The 14901-nt window shown below is 43.6% G+C and carries 11 protein-coding genes and 1 riboswitch; of the genes, 5 read left to right on the top strand and 6 right to left on the bottom strand.

Annotation, left to right across the window (positions count from 1 at the left end; translation table 11 throughout):
- Window positions 1–27: 27 nt before the first annotated feature.
- The gene (locus L3V36_RS13865) at window positions 28–810 is read right to left on the bottom strand and encodes a LuxR C-terminal-related transcriptional regulator (RefSeq protein WP_102487904.1); all 783 of its coding nucleotides are present in this window, start codon (window positions 808–810) and stop codon (window positions 28–30) included.
- A gap of 167 nt (window positions 811–977) precedes the next feature.
- A riboswitch (purine riboswitch) is annotated at window positions 978–1077 on the top strand.
- Window positions 1078–1167: 90 nt separating this feature from the next.
- On the opposite strand from L3V36_RS13865, the gene L3V36_RS13860 reads away from it, so the two are divergent.
- From L3V36_RS13860 to L3V36_RS13850, 3 genes are all read left to right on the top strand, one after another.
- Window positions 1168–2166 carry an adenosine deaminase gene (locus tag L3V36_RS13860; RefSeq protein ID WP_065607259.1) on the top strand — a complete coding sequence of 333 codons (999 nt, stop codon included), beginning with the start codon at window positions 1168–1170 and terminating at the stop codon, window positions 2164–2166.
- Window positions 2167–2517: 351 nt separating this feature from the next.
- Window positions 2518–3234 carry a Crp/Fnr family transcriptional regulator gene (locus L3V36_RS13855; protein WP_102482614.1) on the top strand — a complete coding sequence of 239 codons (717 nt, stop codon included), beginning with the start codon at window positions 2518–2520 and terminating at the stop codon, window positions 3232–3234.
- A gap of 164 nt (window positions 3235–3398) precedes the next feature.
- Window positions 3399–3557, top strand: a complete 159-nt coding sequence (locus L3V36_RS13850; protein WP_004730469.1) for a hypothetical protein — start codon at window positions 3399–3401, stop codon at window positions 3555–3557.
- Window positions 3558–3645: 88 nt separating this feature from the next.
- Here the strand turns inward: L3V36_RS13850 and L3V36_RS13845 are convergent, their stop codons facing one another.
- The 5 genes from L3V36_RS13845 to L3V36_RS13825 form a co-directional block, all read right to left on the bottom strand.
- On the bottom strand, window positions 3646–4299 hold the full coding sequence (locus L3V36_RS13845; RefSeq protein ID WP_029406130.1) for a DUF2057 family protein: 654 nt from the start codon (window positions 4297–4299) through the stop codon (window positions 3646–3648).
- A 107-nt stretch (window positions 4300–4406) separates the two neighbouring features.
- Complete coding sequence (locus L3V36_RS13840; RefSeq protein ID WP_102446707.1) at window positions 4407–4835, bottom strand: hypothetical protein; 429 nt, start codon at window positions 4833–4835, stop codon at window positions 4407–4409.
- Between the two features lie 13 nt (window positions 4836–4848).
- Complete coding sequence (locus tag L3V36_RS13835) at window positions 4849–7275, bottom strand: ATP-binding protein (protein ID WP_208774898.1); 2427 nt, start codon at window positions 7273–7275, stop codon at window positions 4849–4851.
- Entirely contained in the window at window positions 7268–8362 is a 1095-nt protein-coding gene (locus tag L3V36_RS13830; RefSeq protein ID WP_208774896.1) for a cytochrome c peroxidase, read from the bottom strand. Before L3V36_RS13830 ends, L3V36_RS13835 begins: the two co-directional genes overlap by 8 nt.
- Before the next feature lie 416 nt (window positions 8363–8778).
- On the bottom strand, window positions 8779–10341 hold the full coding sequence (locus L3V36_RS13825) for an arylsulfatase (RefSeq protein WP_060981438.1): 1563 nt from the start codon (window positions 10339–10341) through the stop codon (window positions 8779–8781).
- Between the two features lie 347 nt (window positions 10342–10688).
- On the opposite strand from L3V36_RS13825, the gene L3V36_RS13820 reads away from it, so the two are divergent.
- The gene (locus tag L3V36_RS13820; protein WP_004730481.1) at window positions 10689–12236 is read left to right on the top strand and encodes an arylsulfatase; all 1548 of its coding nucleotides are present in this window, start codon (window positions 10689–10691) and stop codon (window positions 12234–12236) included.
- 208 nt (window positions 12237–12444) lie between these two features.
- The gene (locus L3V36_RS13815; RefSeq protein ID WP_208774895.1) at window positions 12445–14883 is read left to right on the top strand and encodes a tetratricopeptide repeat protein; all 2439 of its coding nucleotides are present in this window, start codon (window positions 12445–12447) and stop codon (window positions 14881–14883) included.
- Window positions 14884–14901: the final 18 nt, after the last annotated feature.

Here is a 14901-nt window from a genome sequence, read left to right as displayed (position 1 = left end):
TTTTAGGGCTTTTATACGAATATAGCGTTATTTGTTGTCGATACCGAAACCATTGCGCAGCGCAAATTGAATCAGTTCGGTATGGTTGTCGAGTTCCAAAATATCCAACATGCGGTATTTGTGTGACTCAATGGTTCTAGGGCTTAAAAAGAGGATCTCCGCACATTGCTTTGCGGTGTAACCTTGTGCCAATTGAGTTAGAACTGCACACTGCCTTTTGGTCAGCAATAATAGCTTTTCACTCTCGTTAATATTATTGGTTTCATCGCTGGTGACACTACGAGTCATTTTGGAGTGCTGCCAAAAACAGAGCCAGATGTCACTTAGCAATTTGATTCGCTTCATGTCAGCCTCTTCAATTGGCTTATCGTAACGACTGAACCGTGAGAAGCCGATCGCTCCCCACTGTTGACCAAACAGCGAAAGGCTTACAATCCCATGCCAATGAGCACCTTCTTCATAAAGTACACGTAACGGGTCGAGTTTATGGTTCTTTAGTGTTTCCTCAGGGAACAACTGCCAACACTCTTTTGAACGTAAAAGCTTTAGGTAATCAAGATAATTGCCTTTTAGAAAGCGTTCCATTTCAAGCGCTGGAGTATCTGTTTGGGATACGGAAATACTTTTTCCTGTATCCAGAAGAATCATTGAGTTTGGAAACAGGGTAAGTCTGTCGAGCTTAAACCAAGCGAGCGCTTCTCTTGCCAGTAAGAAAAAAGTGCTATCGAAATCTTTGGGTTGGCATGCGGTCAAAGTGTTGGTTTGGTGAGAGAGGAGATCCTCAAAGCTCGCGAATGGGCTGTTTTTCATATCGACCGTCTTTTGTGGTTTTAGACAAAATAGCGGCAATAGCTAAAGTGTGTCAACCTAATATTAGAATGATGTTCTGAATAAAGTGTGGCGAGTATTCTTAAATGCTACTGAGTAATTTATTAGTTTTATGAAGAAACGATTAGTGAAATTCACACTGAACTCTGTATAGTAGCAACCGTTTGCTTCGTATAACCCCAATGATATGGTTTGGGGGTCTCTACCAGCTCCCGCAAAGTGCTGATTACGAAGGGTTTAGATCACAATTGTGTTCTTACTCTTTGTAATGGCGTTCAAGAAAACCTCCTGTCTATTATTCAGAGTAAGTGCACACCTAAAATCCATAGTAGGTGAAATATGAACGCATTTATTCAAGGGCTCCCAAAAGTAGAGTTGCATTTACACATTGAAGGTTCGCTCGAACCTGAGTTACTTTTCCAACTTGCTCAACGCAACGGCATTGATCTGCCTTATTCATCCCCAGAGCAGCTAAGACGCGCATACGAATTTGATGATTTACAGTCATTTCTGGATATCTATTATCAAGGTGCTGATGCACTGCGCACAGAACAGGATTTCTACGACTTAACATGGGCTTATCTAGAACGCTGTAAAGCCGACAATGTTATCCATACTGAAATTTTCTTTGACCCTCAGACACATACCGATCGTGGCATTGCATTCGACACCGCTATTAACGGCATTCATCGTGCGCTTGAACAGGGTCATAAAGAGTTGGGCATCACATCTCAAATCATCGCATGTTTTCTGCGTCATTTATCTGAAGAGAGCGCCATTCAAACGTTCGCCGATGTGTTGCAGCATCAAGACAAGATCGTCGGGGTTGGGCTTGATTCTTCCGAATTAGGACACCCACCAGAGAAGTTCAAGCGTGTATTCCAACAAGCAAAACAAGCAGGTTTCTTAACGGTGGCGCATGCAGGAGAAGAAGGGCCTGCTCAAAATATTGTCGATGCGATTGAAATGCTCAGCGTGAGCCGAGTGGATCATGGTGTGCAGTGTATGACCGACGAAGTTCTGATAGCCGAATTGATTGAAACCAAAATGCCGCTGACCGTGTGCCCACTGTCTAATATTAAATTGCGTGTATTCGATGAGATGGAAGACCACAATATTGTTGAGCTGTTAAGACGAGGCGTAGCGGTGACGATTAACTCGGACGACCCTGCATACTTTGGTGGTTATATGTCGGATAACTTTAACGCGGTGAGCTTAGCTCATGAGATGACGGAGCAAGAGCTTGCTCAATTTACTTTAAATGCAATAGAAGCGAGCTTTATTGAAGAATCATTGAAACAGCAATATCGTGATGTTGTTTTGGCGTATCTCGCTTAAGTCAAAAGTTAAAAGTTAAAAGTTTCAGTATGAAGCTAAAGGTGAAGTTTAGGGTATAGGTGAATGCGAACGAACTCTCGGCATTCTGCGATTTAGAAAGCTTAAACGGCCAACAAGTGTTGGTCGTTTTTATTTTGGTTCTCAAGCGGGTTTTGAGCTAGATAAGTGGCTTAAGACATTAAGAAATATGATTTTATTTGCGTAAAAACATCTTGTCTTAAGCTTTAATGAACTACATTTAAACGAGGTGTAGATATACAGTGTCACGCTGTATTGAAATAGAGATTAACTTAAGCATAAGCATAAGCGTATAAAAGCAGACACAGAGATTGTCTGAGGAGGAACAAACTGTTGTTAGATCCAACAATCAGCGAACAAATACAATGGCCGTGTGAATTGTCTGCGGACTTGATAGAAAGCTTGCTTGATATTGCCATTTTTAAATCGGGTGTCGACAGCTTTGAGATTACAAAAAAGTTTCAGAATTTGCCCGGCGTCTTTTATATTTTAAGTGGCTCCGCTGGAATCTGTTTTTCTACAGAAAACATGAAAAGCTTATCTGGTGGTGTTATTGGAAGGGGAGATTGGATGGGTGCTTTGTCTATACATGCTGACTACAACCTCTTTGCAGTGGCAGAAGAAGTCGAGCCTATCACTATGGTACTTTTTCCTGCAAGTAAGGTATTAGAGCTCGCAGAGCGGAAGTGCATGGTTTACAAATGGCTACTTCACTGTGGAACCAAAGCGCAATCTATTTGGATGCAGGCTTACTTATCCTCGATTCATGAAAAAGAGCAGAAAACCATTTACGTCTTGTTGGAACTTGCGGCACGCCAGACCAATATCGTGGGGGCAACCGTCAGCATTAATATTTCACAAATTCAATTGAGTTCGATAACGGGCATATCAAGACCTAGGCTAAACGAAGTTCTTAAAGGGATAGAGCAGCAAGGCTTGGTTAAGATACAAAGAGGGAAGGTGTTTATCACCGATGTTAAGGGCTTGTATGAGCATATTTCACCGATGAATTTGATGATACGAGACCCTGTTGCTGAAATTAAGGCATGAATCTTTAACACTACGAGCTAACGTTTGGATTACTAGATTTTCAGTGTTTATTAGATATTTCAAAAAATTATGCACAGTGTTCTTTTAGGAACATACATTACAAGAGAACATCTATAATGTTCACTCTAGATTTATAAATTGAATTAGAGCGGAATAGAATTGTTATGAAAATGGCTGTATTGGAATATAAAGTATTGGGGCTTGGTGATTGGATTAAAACAACGGTTTCTAGCCGCTGTGCGCACTTACTGGCTGCAGAATACAAAGCGCTAGGGTGGCCAACAAAAGTAGATGGCAAAGTGTTATCGACTGAGTCTGCTTAATCTATATAAGCCTAAATCATCTAGATGAAGACAAAAAAGAAGCTGGCAGTGCGCCAGCTTCTTTCGTTTTTAAATTAAGACCATTGAGCTACTTGTTCACGTAGTCTTTGAATTTCTGCTTCGTTTCAGCATCCGCTTTTTCGTACCAGAAATACAACATTTCTTCAGCTGTATTCGCCGCATTTCCGTCAATCTTTGCTGGAAGCGTTACGGGTTGTACTACAGCCGCCGCTGCGCCCGCGCTAGCACCTACTGTAAGTGCTGCGATGCCGCCTTTTTGGTTGTATTCTTTCGCTTCTTGCGGGTACTTACGACCGATCTGCATGCCATCTTTGATTAGCTTATCTTGCTTAACACTGATTGCGTTTTGGTTCTCATCAACCAATTTCCAATCTAGCTTCTCCAAGCCTTTCTTTGCTTCAGCTGTATTACGGTATTTAGGCATATCAAATGTTAATGCGGCGTCAGTCGCGCTAAAGGTTGCAATAATAGCGTCGCTATCAACGAACTCACGATCGTTGCCTTTATCAAAAGCAAGTTGATACTGGAATACTATTTGGTTTTGACCGTCTGGAACGGTTAGCGTTTTATAAGAAGAGAATAAGCTACCATCGAGATCTGGCTTAGCTTCGTTGACCGCTAGAATATCAACATTTGATGGAACTTGGATCTCAACGTCAGCTAACACGTGTGGTGCTACGATAATTGTGGAAAGCAGCGCGATGGATTGTAATGTTTTCATAATCATACAGTTGTTTATGGATAGTTAAATTACAATCTCATGCAGAACGAAGTATTTCAAGTTACCTTGTCTCGATTTGGTAAAATTCACCGAAACTTAACCTAAGCCTAATTCTTGAGCGTACGAAACGTATTTTTTTCGTTCGTATTATGGTGTGGCCTCAACGTTTTCTCTTCTGGATTATCTGAATCGCTCTCTTGAGCGCTTCGATGCGACTGCAGAGTGATATACATAGGAACGATTGCAGATACCCAAATGGCATAAATCGTAATCACTCGGTTGAAGGCGACGAACCAGGTTTCACTGCCCGTACTAGATAGGTAGTAGCCAATGAGCGTAAGCAAGGTGCAGGTGATAGCCCACATGACTGTGGAGGTTGGATCTTTCGTTGTTGCCGCCAGCAATACTATCGTAACGTAGGGAACGGCCATAGCAATGCCCAAAGGTACATGATAGTCGACCACAAAAATGATGGTTGCACCAAGAGCCAAGAACAAGTGTGGACCGGTGCTAGGTAAGTTCAAATTCCATATCATGTGATACCTTCCTTTACCCAATTTTGCGTTGCTGGTGGAGTTTGTGTATCAATCGAGTGGCTTGGTGACTATTGACCATCAATCGATTGATCAGTTGTTGAAGCAATTCTGCTTCGGGCATGATGTGTTGTTCGGCTATTTGTTCGGCTGAGCTCGCGAGTTCAAGCACTTCGTTCATTTCATATCTTGCGGCAATCTCTTTAACCGCCTTCAATGTTCTGGAGAGGTCATCCTGTTTAGCGTCCGAAAATAGCTCTATCAACTCATCGATTTCGTTTTCTAGCTCATCAACGAGAGACGTTAAGCATTTGAGTTTTTCGTCTGATTTGAGCTCATCTTGTGCCAATACTTGGCTACGCGACAGTTCTTCTTCTGTGAGTGGCAGTTTATTTTGGGGATGACGCGTTAACATGGTGATGTTGCTTGCACCTTTGGTTAAAAGGTTATGTTCGTTAGCCAAGTTATGTCGGTTACCCTCAAATTGGTCATGAAACTCATTGATAGCGTTTTGTAAGCTGTTTTTCTGTAATGGTTTGGTGAGAACAAAATCAGCCCCTGACATGATAAATTCATCGTGTGCTTCTTTAAATACGTCTGCTGTGCATGCAAAAACTACGGTAGTCAGCTTGAGTTCGTTACGGATTTTTTGAATTGCCTCAATGCCGCTCATGTTAGGTATGTGGTTATCCATGATGATCAGGTCATATTGGTTTGAAACTAATTTATCTAAGGCTTGTAAACCGTCGTAGGCGTTCTCAACCGTTAAGTTGATAGATTCACAGAACTTCCTAATCACCATTGCGTTGATCTTGTTGTCTTCGACTAACAATACTGAGAAGTCATCGAGAGTCTTATTGGTTTTGGTTGGCGTTTGATCGATGACTTGTTCTTCAAGTTCGTGCATTTCAAGCGGAAGTGAGATAGCAAATCGAGTGCCGAAATTAAGCCGGCTGGTAACCGTGATGGTGCCACCCATCAGTTCGACTAACTGCTTAACAATGGAAAGCCCTAATCCTGTCCCGCCAAACTTACGGGTCGTCGAGAGCTCGGCTTGTTCAAATGCCGTGAATATATGTTTGGTCTTGTCTTCTGCGATGCCAATACCTGTATCAGTCACTAAGATATTCACGCTTGGTGGGGTGGTTGGTGCAATCAAGAATTCCACTTCAACCTTTCCTGACTCAGTAAATTTGACGGCATTGCCTGCTAAATTAAATAAGATCTGACGTGTACGTGCAGAGTCACCAATCAACTGAATATGGGGAGGGATGTTATCTTTAATGGTAAAAGCGAGGCCTTTGTCTTTTGCAAGAGGCGTCAAGGTTTTATCAAGATGTGTCACCACGTCTGCCACTGAGAAAGGGCTATATTCAAGCTCCATTTTTCCTTGCTCAACCTTAGAAAAGTCAAGAATATCATTCAATATGGTGACAAGATGCTGGCCTGAATCGATGATGATCTGTGCTTGTTGGCGAGTATCGGCGCTTTGCGAATCCTCTTTGATTATTTGAGCTATTCCTAGTACGCCATTCATCGGCGTTCTTAACTCGTGACTCATGGTGGCAAGGAATAAGGACTTCGCTTCGTTGGCTTTTTCTGCTTTGTCTGCGGTTTCTTGATAGGCAAGGTTGTTTCGTTTTAATTCAAAGACTCGGAAGATAAAGATGGCGAACGAGAAAGCGAAGGTTAATAGCGCGAGTGTGATGATAAGTTTGACAATCACGCCTTCTAGTTGGTCTTGAAGGTCGGTGAATTGATGTTCAATTTGCTCAAGATACTCCATGTTATGCACCGAAAGAACTTGAGATAACAGTACCTTTTGTTGCTGATTGAGTTCAGCGAACGTTTCAGATAGGTCCGCCAACTCTGAGCTAATCTCTTGATGTTGAATTTGGCTCCCTGAAAATAACACGCTAGCAAGTAACTCACTTTGAATGTTGAGCTCCGGTGTAGAGATAACATTTAGTTTTTCTGAATCATGTCCCCTTGCTGCTTCTCGATGGTTTGCTGAATGACTATCAATGAGTTGCAGCGTTAGGGATTGCAGTATGAACTGACGAGCGACACTCAACCCGACGAGCTTGTCGAGCGTATCGACATTGGCTATCGAGGCCTTGTGGAAACGCTCAAGTAATTGGGTGGTTTGTAAGTCTTGAAAGAACGTTGAGTGGATGCTTTCCCCCTTATAGCTATCCTTGAGCTCTTGCAGTTCTATTTCTAGTCTGACTAAATCAGCCGATATTTGGTAAGGGTTCGAAATGTCAGCGAGAGCAGCGTTGGTTATCTGATCGCGCATTTCTAAAACTTCATGCCCCAGCTCTCGAACAGATTCTCCATATTCCGATACTTTCTCGTGTTCAGAGTAGGTCAATATAATTAAGCTAACCAAAGCCAAGAATAGCGAGAAAAACAGCAAAAAGATGAGTCTGATTTTATTCATTTTCAAACTCCACTAACATCTGAGGGCGGCTGCCCGTTAAGGTTTCTAGAAATGTTTTAATCTCACTAATGGTTTGCTTTTCAAACGTTTTACCGAGTTGGCTTTCACCCATGATTTTGATGGCTTCCTCTAACGTTTCAGTTTGACCATCATGAAAATAGGGGGCAGTAATCGCCACGTTTCTTAAACTGGCGACTCGGAAGAGGTGCTTGTCTTGTGGTTGTCCTGTAAACATAAATCGACCTTGGTCTTCACTTCGTTCTGAGCCCGTTTTCGATATTCCAAAATAGCCAAATCGCATCACCATGCCTCCACCAATATTGGTACCTTGGTGACAACGAATGCAGCCTTGTTCTTGAAAGGCCTCCCAGCCACGCTTGGCCTTATCAGACAGCGCTGAATGATCGCCTCGCAAGTACTGGTCGAAAGGAGAATCAGGCGTGGTTAGCCCTTGCATGAACTCAATAAGTGCAGCCTTAATCGAAACTTCGTTGATGGTTGTCGACTGTTCTTTGAATAGGCTGATGTAAGTCTCCGATTGAGATACATAGTCCGTAATGTGTTTCCAGTTTGAATCCATTTCGTCAACGTTGTGTACTGGACCATCGATTTGATCGCCAAGGTTATTCACCCGACCATCCCAAAAAAATCGGTAGTTAAAGGCAGCGTTAAAAACGGTGAGTGAATTTCGCATTCCTGCTCCATTTACGCCAATGGAAACAGGAATCACTTCAGCACCATTGGTTTGTAGGCTATGACAACTTTCACAGCTGACACTTCGGTTCGATGATAAGTTAGGGTCTTTGAATAGCGCCCAACCTATCTTGGCAAGTTCATTGTTAATCTCGGTCGAATCTGGAATTGGGAAGATTTGTTGATCTGGAAATGCCGCTTGTTGGGCATCTTGTGAGTTTGTATTTGAGGCGTGTTCTGAGGAGTATGAATCATCATGGTCGTTTGCATGAGAGTGATTTTCTTGGTGCTCAAATGAGGCGTGCATCTTTAAAGAAGCGGCGTCATAAACCAGTAGGCCTATTGAAACGCAAATGACAGTGATGCTTATTACTGCTAAATATGGCGTTTTCATAGTATTAGTTCCATCTAGTTTAGATAATTTTGGCAAGTCAGAATCCTTCTGATTTAAACCTTATTCACCCTGTGGATGAGAGGTGCATATTTATAAACTTAGTTTCATAGTGGTGATGTTGCAAGAAGATGGTGTAACAAGAGGATAGGAGAAAGATGAAGTCATTGAATCGTTGAATGGCAAGGAACAGGGATCGTTAGAAACAACGCGTTACGTAGGGTAAGTTAGTGACCTAACGGTCAATTCGAAAAGACCTTGTTGTATAAAACTCGGATTTTTAAGATACAGATACTTATGCAGATACAGAAAACAAGTGTCAGACGTAGAAAAGCCGTGGTAACTGCATAGAGTGACCACGGCTTTGGTATTACATCATGTACTTTCTAAACTGCTTGAATTACATGGTCTAGAGGGGCTTATTTAGCTTGAGCTGCTGCCGCTTCTAGTTGCTTAAGTTTACCTTGAAGCATGTAAGCATTTTGGTTGAAGTTACCAGGGTTCAGTACTTGGCTATTCTGCATTGGGTAGTCAGGTAGCGTGTTCATGAACTCTTGTACTTTGCCGCCTACTGGTACGAATAACCACATGTTGTCTGCCATCCAGCGTAGGTACATGCCCGATTCGTGTGGTGCTTTTTCGAATGGGTCAGCACGTAGATGAACAACTTGAGGCCAGTTTGGTTGGAAGCGAACTGCATCAACAATGTTACCGTCCATTACTGCGAACGAAATCTTGAAGTCATTCCAACGAACTGCGTTTAGCTCAGCGTTAGCAGAGAAGTAAAGCATGCTGTCACGAGGGCCTTTCTCTTCTTTGCCTTGGAAGTAAGGTAGGAAGTTGTAACCATCTAGGTGAACACGCCAGTTTTTACCGTTGTAAGTTGCACCTTTATCAGATGCAAGTTTCTCAACCACTTTATCATCACCAGCGGCTGCTAGTAGAGTAGGGATCCAGTCTTGGTGTCCCATGATATCGTTGATCTTAGTTCCCGGTTTGATAGTGCCAGGCCAGCGAACTAGCTGAGGAACACGCATACCGCCTTCGTAAGTTGTACCTTTTTCACCGTGGAAGTAAGTAGCACCACCATCAGGCCAAGATACCGTTTCTGCACCGTTATCGGTCGAGTAGATGACGATAGTGTTGTCTGCGATTTTAAGCTCATCAAGCTTGTCTAAAAGGATACCCACTTGGTCATCGTGCTCTAACATGCCATCAGCGTAGATGCTGATACCAGATGCGCCTTGGTATTTTTCTTGTAGACGAGTCCACACGTGCATACGAGTCGTGTTGTGCCAAATGAAGAATGGTTTGTCAGCTTTCACTGCTTTTTCCATGAATGCTAGAGATTCTTCTAGGAACTCTTCATCCGCATGCTCCATACGCTTACGCGTCATAGGGCCTGTATCTTCAATCTTACCGTCTGAAGTCGATTTGATTACACCACGAGGGCCAAAGTTCTTACGGAACTCAGGGTCTTTAGGGTAGTAGTATGTCTCTGGCTCTTCTTCCGCGTTTAGGTGGTACAGGTTACCGAAGAACTGGTCAAAACCGTGGTTCGTTGGAAGGTGTTTGTCTTGGTCACCCATGTGGTTCTTACCGAACTGAGCTGTCATGTAGCCTTGTTCTTTAAGAAGGTCTGCGATCGTTGGAGCCCAATCAGGGATACCGTGGTCCGAACCTGGCATGCCGATAGTCAATAGACCAGTACGGAAAGGTTCTTGACCTGTTAGGAATGCAGCACGACCAGCAGTACACGATTGTTGACCGTAGTGGTCAGTAAATAGTGCGCCTTCGTTAGCAATACGGTCGATGTTAGGTGTTTCGTAACCCATCATACCGTTGTTGTATGCACTGATGTTGAATACACCAATGTCATCACCCCAGATAGCAAGAATGTTTGGTTTTTCTGCTGCTGTTGCCGCTGAAGAAGCTGCTAATAAGCCAACACCTAATGCTAGTTTATTAATTTTAGTACCCATAAGGACTCCGATTCACTTTTAAGATTAATGCGTTAGAACAACGCATCGATGAGTAAATGTTATTCTCAAAATTCCGTTACGTCCTTTTATAGTGCTTATAACCAATCGTTATGATGCATGGTTAACTTGCTGATTAAATTGAATTTAGGCTGATGGTTACCAGAAACCCTTAGATAACATGTGTGATCCTTATCATGTTTGTCGCCGTAAACCTTATCGATAACTTCTGCGCCTGTATCTGAATAAAAAATGACAAAAAGATTAATAGCTTAGCGAACCTCGCGCATGCTTAAAAAATGGACTATACGTTGTAGGGCAGGATGCAAATAACTTACGAAGAGGTTTCTATGACAGCGAAATATGGCGTTAAGCGTCGTTTAGCAATTTTGGGTACGGCGATGATGGCGGCTTCCACCACCACATTCGCAGCTGAAAAACCAAATATTCTCGTGATTTGGGGGGATGATATTGGACAGTCTAATGTTAGCGCGTACACCTTTGGTTTAATGGGTTACAAAACGCCCAATATTGATAGCATCGCCAAAGAAGGGATGATGTTTACCGATTATTACGCTGAACAATCGTGTACTGCGGGTCGCTCTACCTTTATTACGGGACAAAGTGTATTACGAACAGGTTTGAGTAAAGTAGGTTTGCCGGGCGCAGACATTGGCTTGCAAGCGGAAGACGCGACAATTGCAGAAATGCTGAAACCTATGGGTTACATGACAGGTCAATTTGGTAAAAACCACCTTGGCGATAAAGATGAATTCCTTCCAACAGCACACGGGTTTGACGAATTTTTTGGCAACCTTTACCACCTAAATGCTGAAGAAGAACCAGAAAATGAAGATTACCCAACCGACCCAGAGTTTCGTAAGAAATTCGGCCCTCGTGGCGTTATCAAGTCGTTTGCTGATGGCAAGATTGAAGATACGGGTCCACTAACGCGTAAGCGTATGGAAACGGTCGATGAAGAAACACTAGACGCGGCACTTGATTTCATGGATCGCGCAGTGAAAGCGGACAAGCCATTCTTCGTTTGGTGGAACGCAACACGTATGCACTTTAGAACGCACGTGAAAGCCGATAGTAAAGGTGTGACCGGTGTCGGTAATTACGCAGATGGTATGGTTGAGCACGATCGACACGTTGGGCAACTATTGAAGCAAGTGGATGAGTTGGGAATCAAAGACAACACCATCGTTTTCTACTCAACGGATAACGGTCCACACATGAACTCTTGGCCTGATGCGGGTACAACCCCGTTCCGTGGTGAGAAAAACACTAACTGGGAAGGCGCATACCGTGTACCAGCAATGGTCCGTTGGCCTGGTAAGATTGAACCTGGAACCGTATCCAATGAAATCATGCACCACATGGACTGGATGCCAACCTTCGTTGCCGCTGCTGGTGATGACCAAATCAAAGAGAAATTGCTGAAAGGTCATACTGCCGGTGATAAAACGTTTAAGGTTCACTTAGATGGTTATAACTTCCTTCCTTACCTAACGGGTGAAGAAGAAAAAGGCCGTCGTTCAGAGATCTTCTACTTTACCGATGATGGCGATTTAGCGGCGCTTCGTTACAACCAATGGAAAGCGGTGTTCATGGAGCAACGTGCAACGGGTACCATGCAGATTTGGTCAGAACCGTTCGTGACGTTACGTCTTCCTAAGCTGTTTAACCTGCGTATGGACCCATACGAAAACGCAGACATTACTTCGAATACCTATTATGACTGGTTGTTAGACCATGCTTATATGTTCGTTCCTGCGCAAGCGTATGTAGGCGAGTTCTTAGAAACGTTTGCCGAATACCCACCACGCCAAAAAGCAGCAAGCTTTAGCTTGGATCAGGTTATGGAGAAACTTCAAGAGAACCATAATAAGTAAGCTCTGGTTTATTGAAACTGATAGCTTGATGAAACTGAAAACACAAAGAGCTCCTAGGAGCTCTTTTTTTTATGCGCATATCGATGAGTAAATCCCGGTCGTGAATATGAATCACAACTATCGTGCTCATTGCCACTAAATAATTGTATTTTAGTCGTTTTTACGTCTACCTTAGTAAGCATAAGGATGTATAAAAACAAGGAATGTTATGTCTGCATGGTTGTGCTCGCTAGTGAACGGATTGAAACACCAGAGAGTCGCAGTATTATCCGTAATCTTGTCTCCACTTATGTTGTCGCTGTTCAGTTTGAGCACCTATGCCAACGAGCAAGATCCTAATAGCAACACTGAGGCTTCAAAGCTCAGTTCTGTAGCTTCACACGCTAGCTCTGATGTTTTACCTATCGGCTCTAAAGCCACGTATGTCGGTTCGGAAGCTTGTGTTGATTGTCATAGTGAAGAAGTCGAAGCGTGGCAGGGCTCTCATCATGACATGGCGATGAAACACGCTACAGATGAATCTGTATTAGGCGATTTCAACGATCAAACGGTCACTCATGGCGGTAAACCCAACCGATTTTTTCGCAAGGGTGAAGAGTTCTGGGTCAATATCGAAGGCCCAGACGGGCAATTCAAAGATTACAAAATCAGCTATACCTTTGCCTTTGAACCATTACAACAGTACATGGTTGAGTTTGAAGACGGTCGAGTACAGTTGATTCCTTTCGCTTGGGACTCTCGCACTGAGGGCGAAGGCGGTCAACGCTGGTTTAACCTCTACCCGGATACCACCAACACTGATGAATTCTACTGGACTAATAGCGGTCAAAACTGGAACTTCATGTGTGCTGATTGCCATTCAACGAACCTAGAAAAGAACTACGACAGCGCAAGCAATACTTACAACACTACTTGGTCTGAGATTAATGTCGGTTGTGAAGCGTGTCATGGCCCTGCGAGTGAGCACGTTGAGCAGGCCCAGTTAGCAAAAGCTCAATTAACCAAAGAGCAGTCAGCAAAAGCTAACGGCGGAAAGGATGCTCAAGTCTCGGCGCATTATGGTTTTGATCGCGACTTGTCGAAGTCGGTGAAAGAGTGGATCTACCAAGAGGGCAACTCAACCCTGCAACCAAAAGACATCATCCATACCAACCAAGTCCAAACCTGTGCTCAGTGCCACGGCCGACGAACTCAGTTAAATGAAACGGGTGACCACGTGAACGGGTCATTCTTTGATAAGTATCGTTTGAGCTTGATTACTCCTGAGCTTTACCACAACGATGGTCAAATCTACGATGAAGATTACGTTTACGGATCTTTCCTTCAATCAGTGATGGCAGAGAAAGGCGTCACGTGTACTAACTGCCACGATCCTCATACCGCAGAATTAAAAATTGCAGAGGAAGCCGTATGTAGCCAATGTCACATTGCTTCTGAATACACGCCTGAAAAGCACACCTTCCACGAGGCGAATACCGAAGCTTCACAATGTACGACTTGTCACATGCCAGAAACGACTTACATGGAGGTCGACCCAAGACGTGACCATAGTTGGCATATCCCGCGTCCTGATATTAGCCAACATATTAAAACGCCGAACGTGTGTACTAGCTGTCATGAAGACCAAACTGACCAGTGGGCAGATAAGCAAATCGGTGAGTGGTTCCCAGATTCTAAGTATCGTAATCAGCAACATTTTGCCGTTGCCTTTTATGCTGACTCAATAGGGCACAGAGGTGCAGAGGATGCGTTGGCATACTCGGCTCAGGACTCCAGCTTAAGCAATATTATTCGTGCATCGAGCTTAGAACGTTTGGGCGGCAATACGGGTAAGAATACGCTTATCTCGCTAGCAAGAGCGGTGAAACATGATGATGAAATGATCCGTTTGGGCGTGGTGCAAGGCTCGTCTGGTTTTCCATTCACTGACCGTTGGCAGATTTTAGAACCGCTACTGAAAGACCCTGTATTGTCGATTCGTTCAGAAACCGCAGGTGCATTGGTACGTTATTGGGGAGAAATGAACCCTCTGCAGAAAGACCAAATCAAGCCTGCATTGGAAGAGTACATTGAGATACAGCAATTTAATGCCGATAGAGGATTTGGACGAACTAACCTAGGCAACGTTTACCGCGATCTAGGTCAGCACGATAAAGCGATTGAGTTCTATCAAGGTGCTATCGAGATTGAGCCTTACTTCGAAAACAGCTACGCCAACTTGGCGGATTTGTATCGAGCGCAAGGTAACGAAGCAAAAGCGTTGTCGACGTTGAAGCAAGGTATTGAAGCTCAGCCTAAATCGAGTGTTTTGCCATACAGCACAGGATTGTCTCTGCTTCGTGTGAAAGATTACGACCAAGCAACGGAGTACCTTAAGCAAGCTGCTGAAACTGCACAAACCGACCCACAATATTGGTACGTGTACGGATTGGCTTTGGAGAAATCTGATGTGCTTGCGGCAAGTCAATCACTGCACAAGGCTTACCAATTTAGCCGTAACCCACAGCACTTGTATGCCCAGTGTGAAGTGTTGGCGCGAAACAGCCATATACCGGGCGTACCAAAGGCGTTTGAGCAATGTATTTCATCACTGAGCAAAGTGGCACCGCCGGAGGCCATTAACCAATTGAGAGCTAAGTTTAAATAAAGCGATAAGGTGAGCTTG

This window comes from Vibrio sp. G-C-1 (genome assembly GCF_021728015.1).
In the GTDB taxonomy this organism is placed as follows: domain Bacteria; phylum Pseudomonadota; class Gammaproteobacteria; order Enterobacterales; family Vibrionaceae; genus Vibrio; species Vibrio splendidus.
Note: the sequence above shows the minus strand (reverse complement) of the source record. Positions and strands in the feature narration are given on the sequence as shown.

Excerpts from the sequence above, each read along its gene's own strand:
- L3V36_RS13865 (WP_102487904.1), bottom strand. The coding sequence starts at position 810 with ATGAAAAACAGCCCATTCGCGAGCTTTGAGGATCTCCTCTCTCACCAA.
- L3V36_RS13860 (WP_065607259.1), top strand. The coding sequence starts at position 1,168 with ATGAACGCATTTATTCAAGGGCTCCCAAAAGTAGAGTTGCATTTACAC.
- L3V36_RS13850 (WP_004730469.1), top strand. The coding sequence starts at position 3,399 with ATGAAAATGGCTGTATTGGAATATAAAGTATTGGGGCTTGGTGATTGG.
- L3V36_RS13845 (WP_029406130.1), bottom strand. The coding sequence starts at position 4,299 with ATGAAAACATTACAATCCATCGCGCTGCTTTCCACAATTATCGTAGCA.
- L3V36_RS13840 (WP_102446707.1), bottom strand. The coding sequence starts at position 4,835 with ATGATATGGAATTTGAACTTACCTAGCACCGGTCCACACTTGTTCTTG.
- L3V36_RS13835 (WP_208774898.1), bottom strand. The coding sequence starts at position 7,275 with ATGAATAAAATCAGACTCATCTTTTTGCTGTTTTTCTCGCTATTCTTG.
- L3V36_RS13830 (WP_208774896.1), bottom strand. The coding sequence starts at position 8,362 with ATGAAAACGCCATATTTAGCAGTAATAAGCATCACTGTCATTTGCGTT.
- L3V36_RS13825 (WP_060981438.1), bottom strand. The coding sequence starts at position 10,341 with ATGGGTACTAAAATTAATAAACTAGCATTAGGTGTTGGCTTATTAGCA.
- L3V36_RS13820 (WP_004730481.1), top strand. The coding sequence starts at position 10,689 with ATGACAGCGAAATATGGCGTTAAGCGTCGTTTAGCAATTTTGGGTACG.
- L3V36_RS13815 (WP_208774895.1), top strand. The coding sequence starts at position 12,445 with ATGTCTGCATGGTTGTGCTCGCTAGTGAACGGATTGAAACACCAGAGA.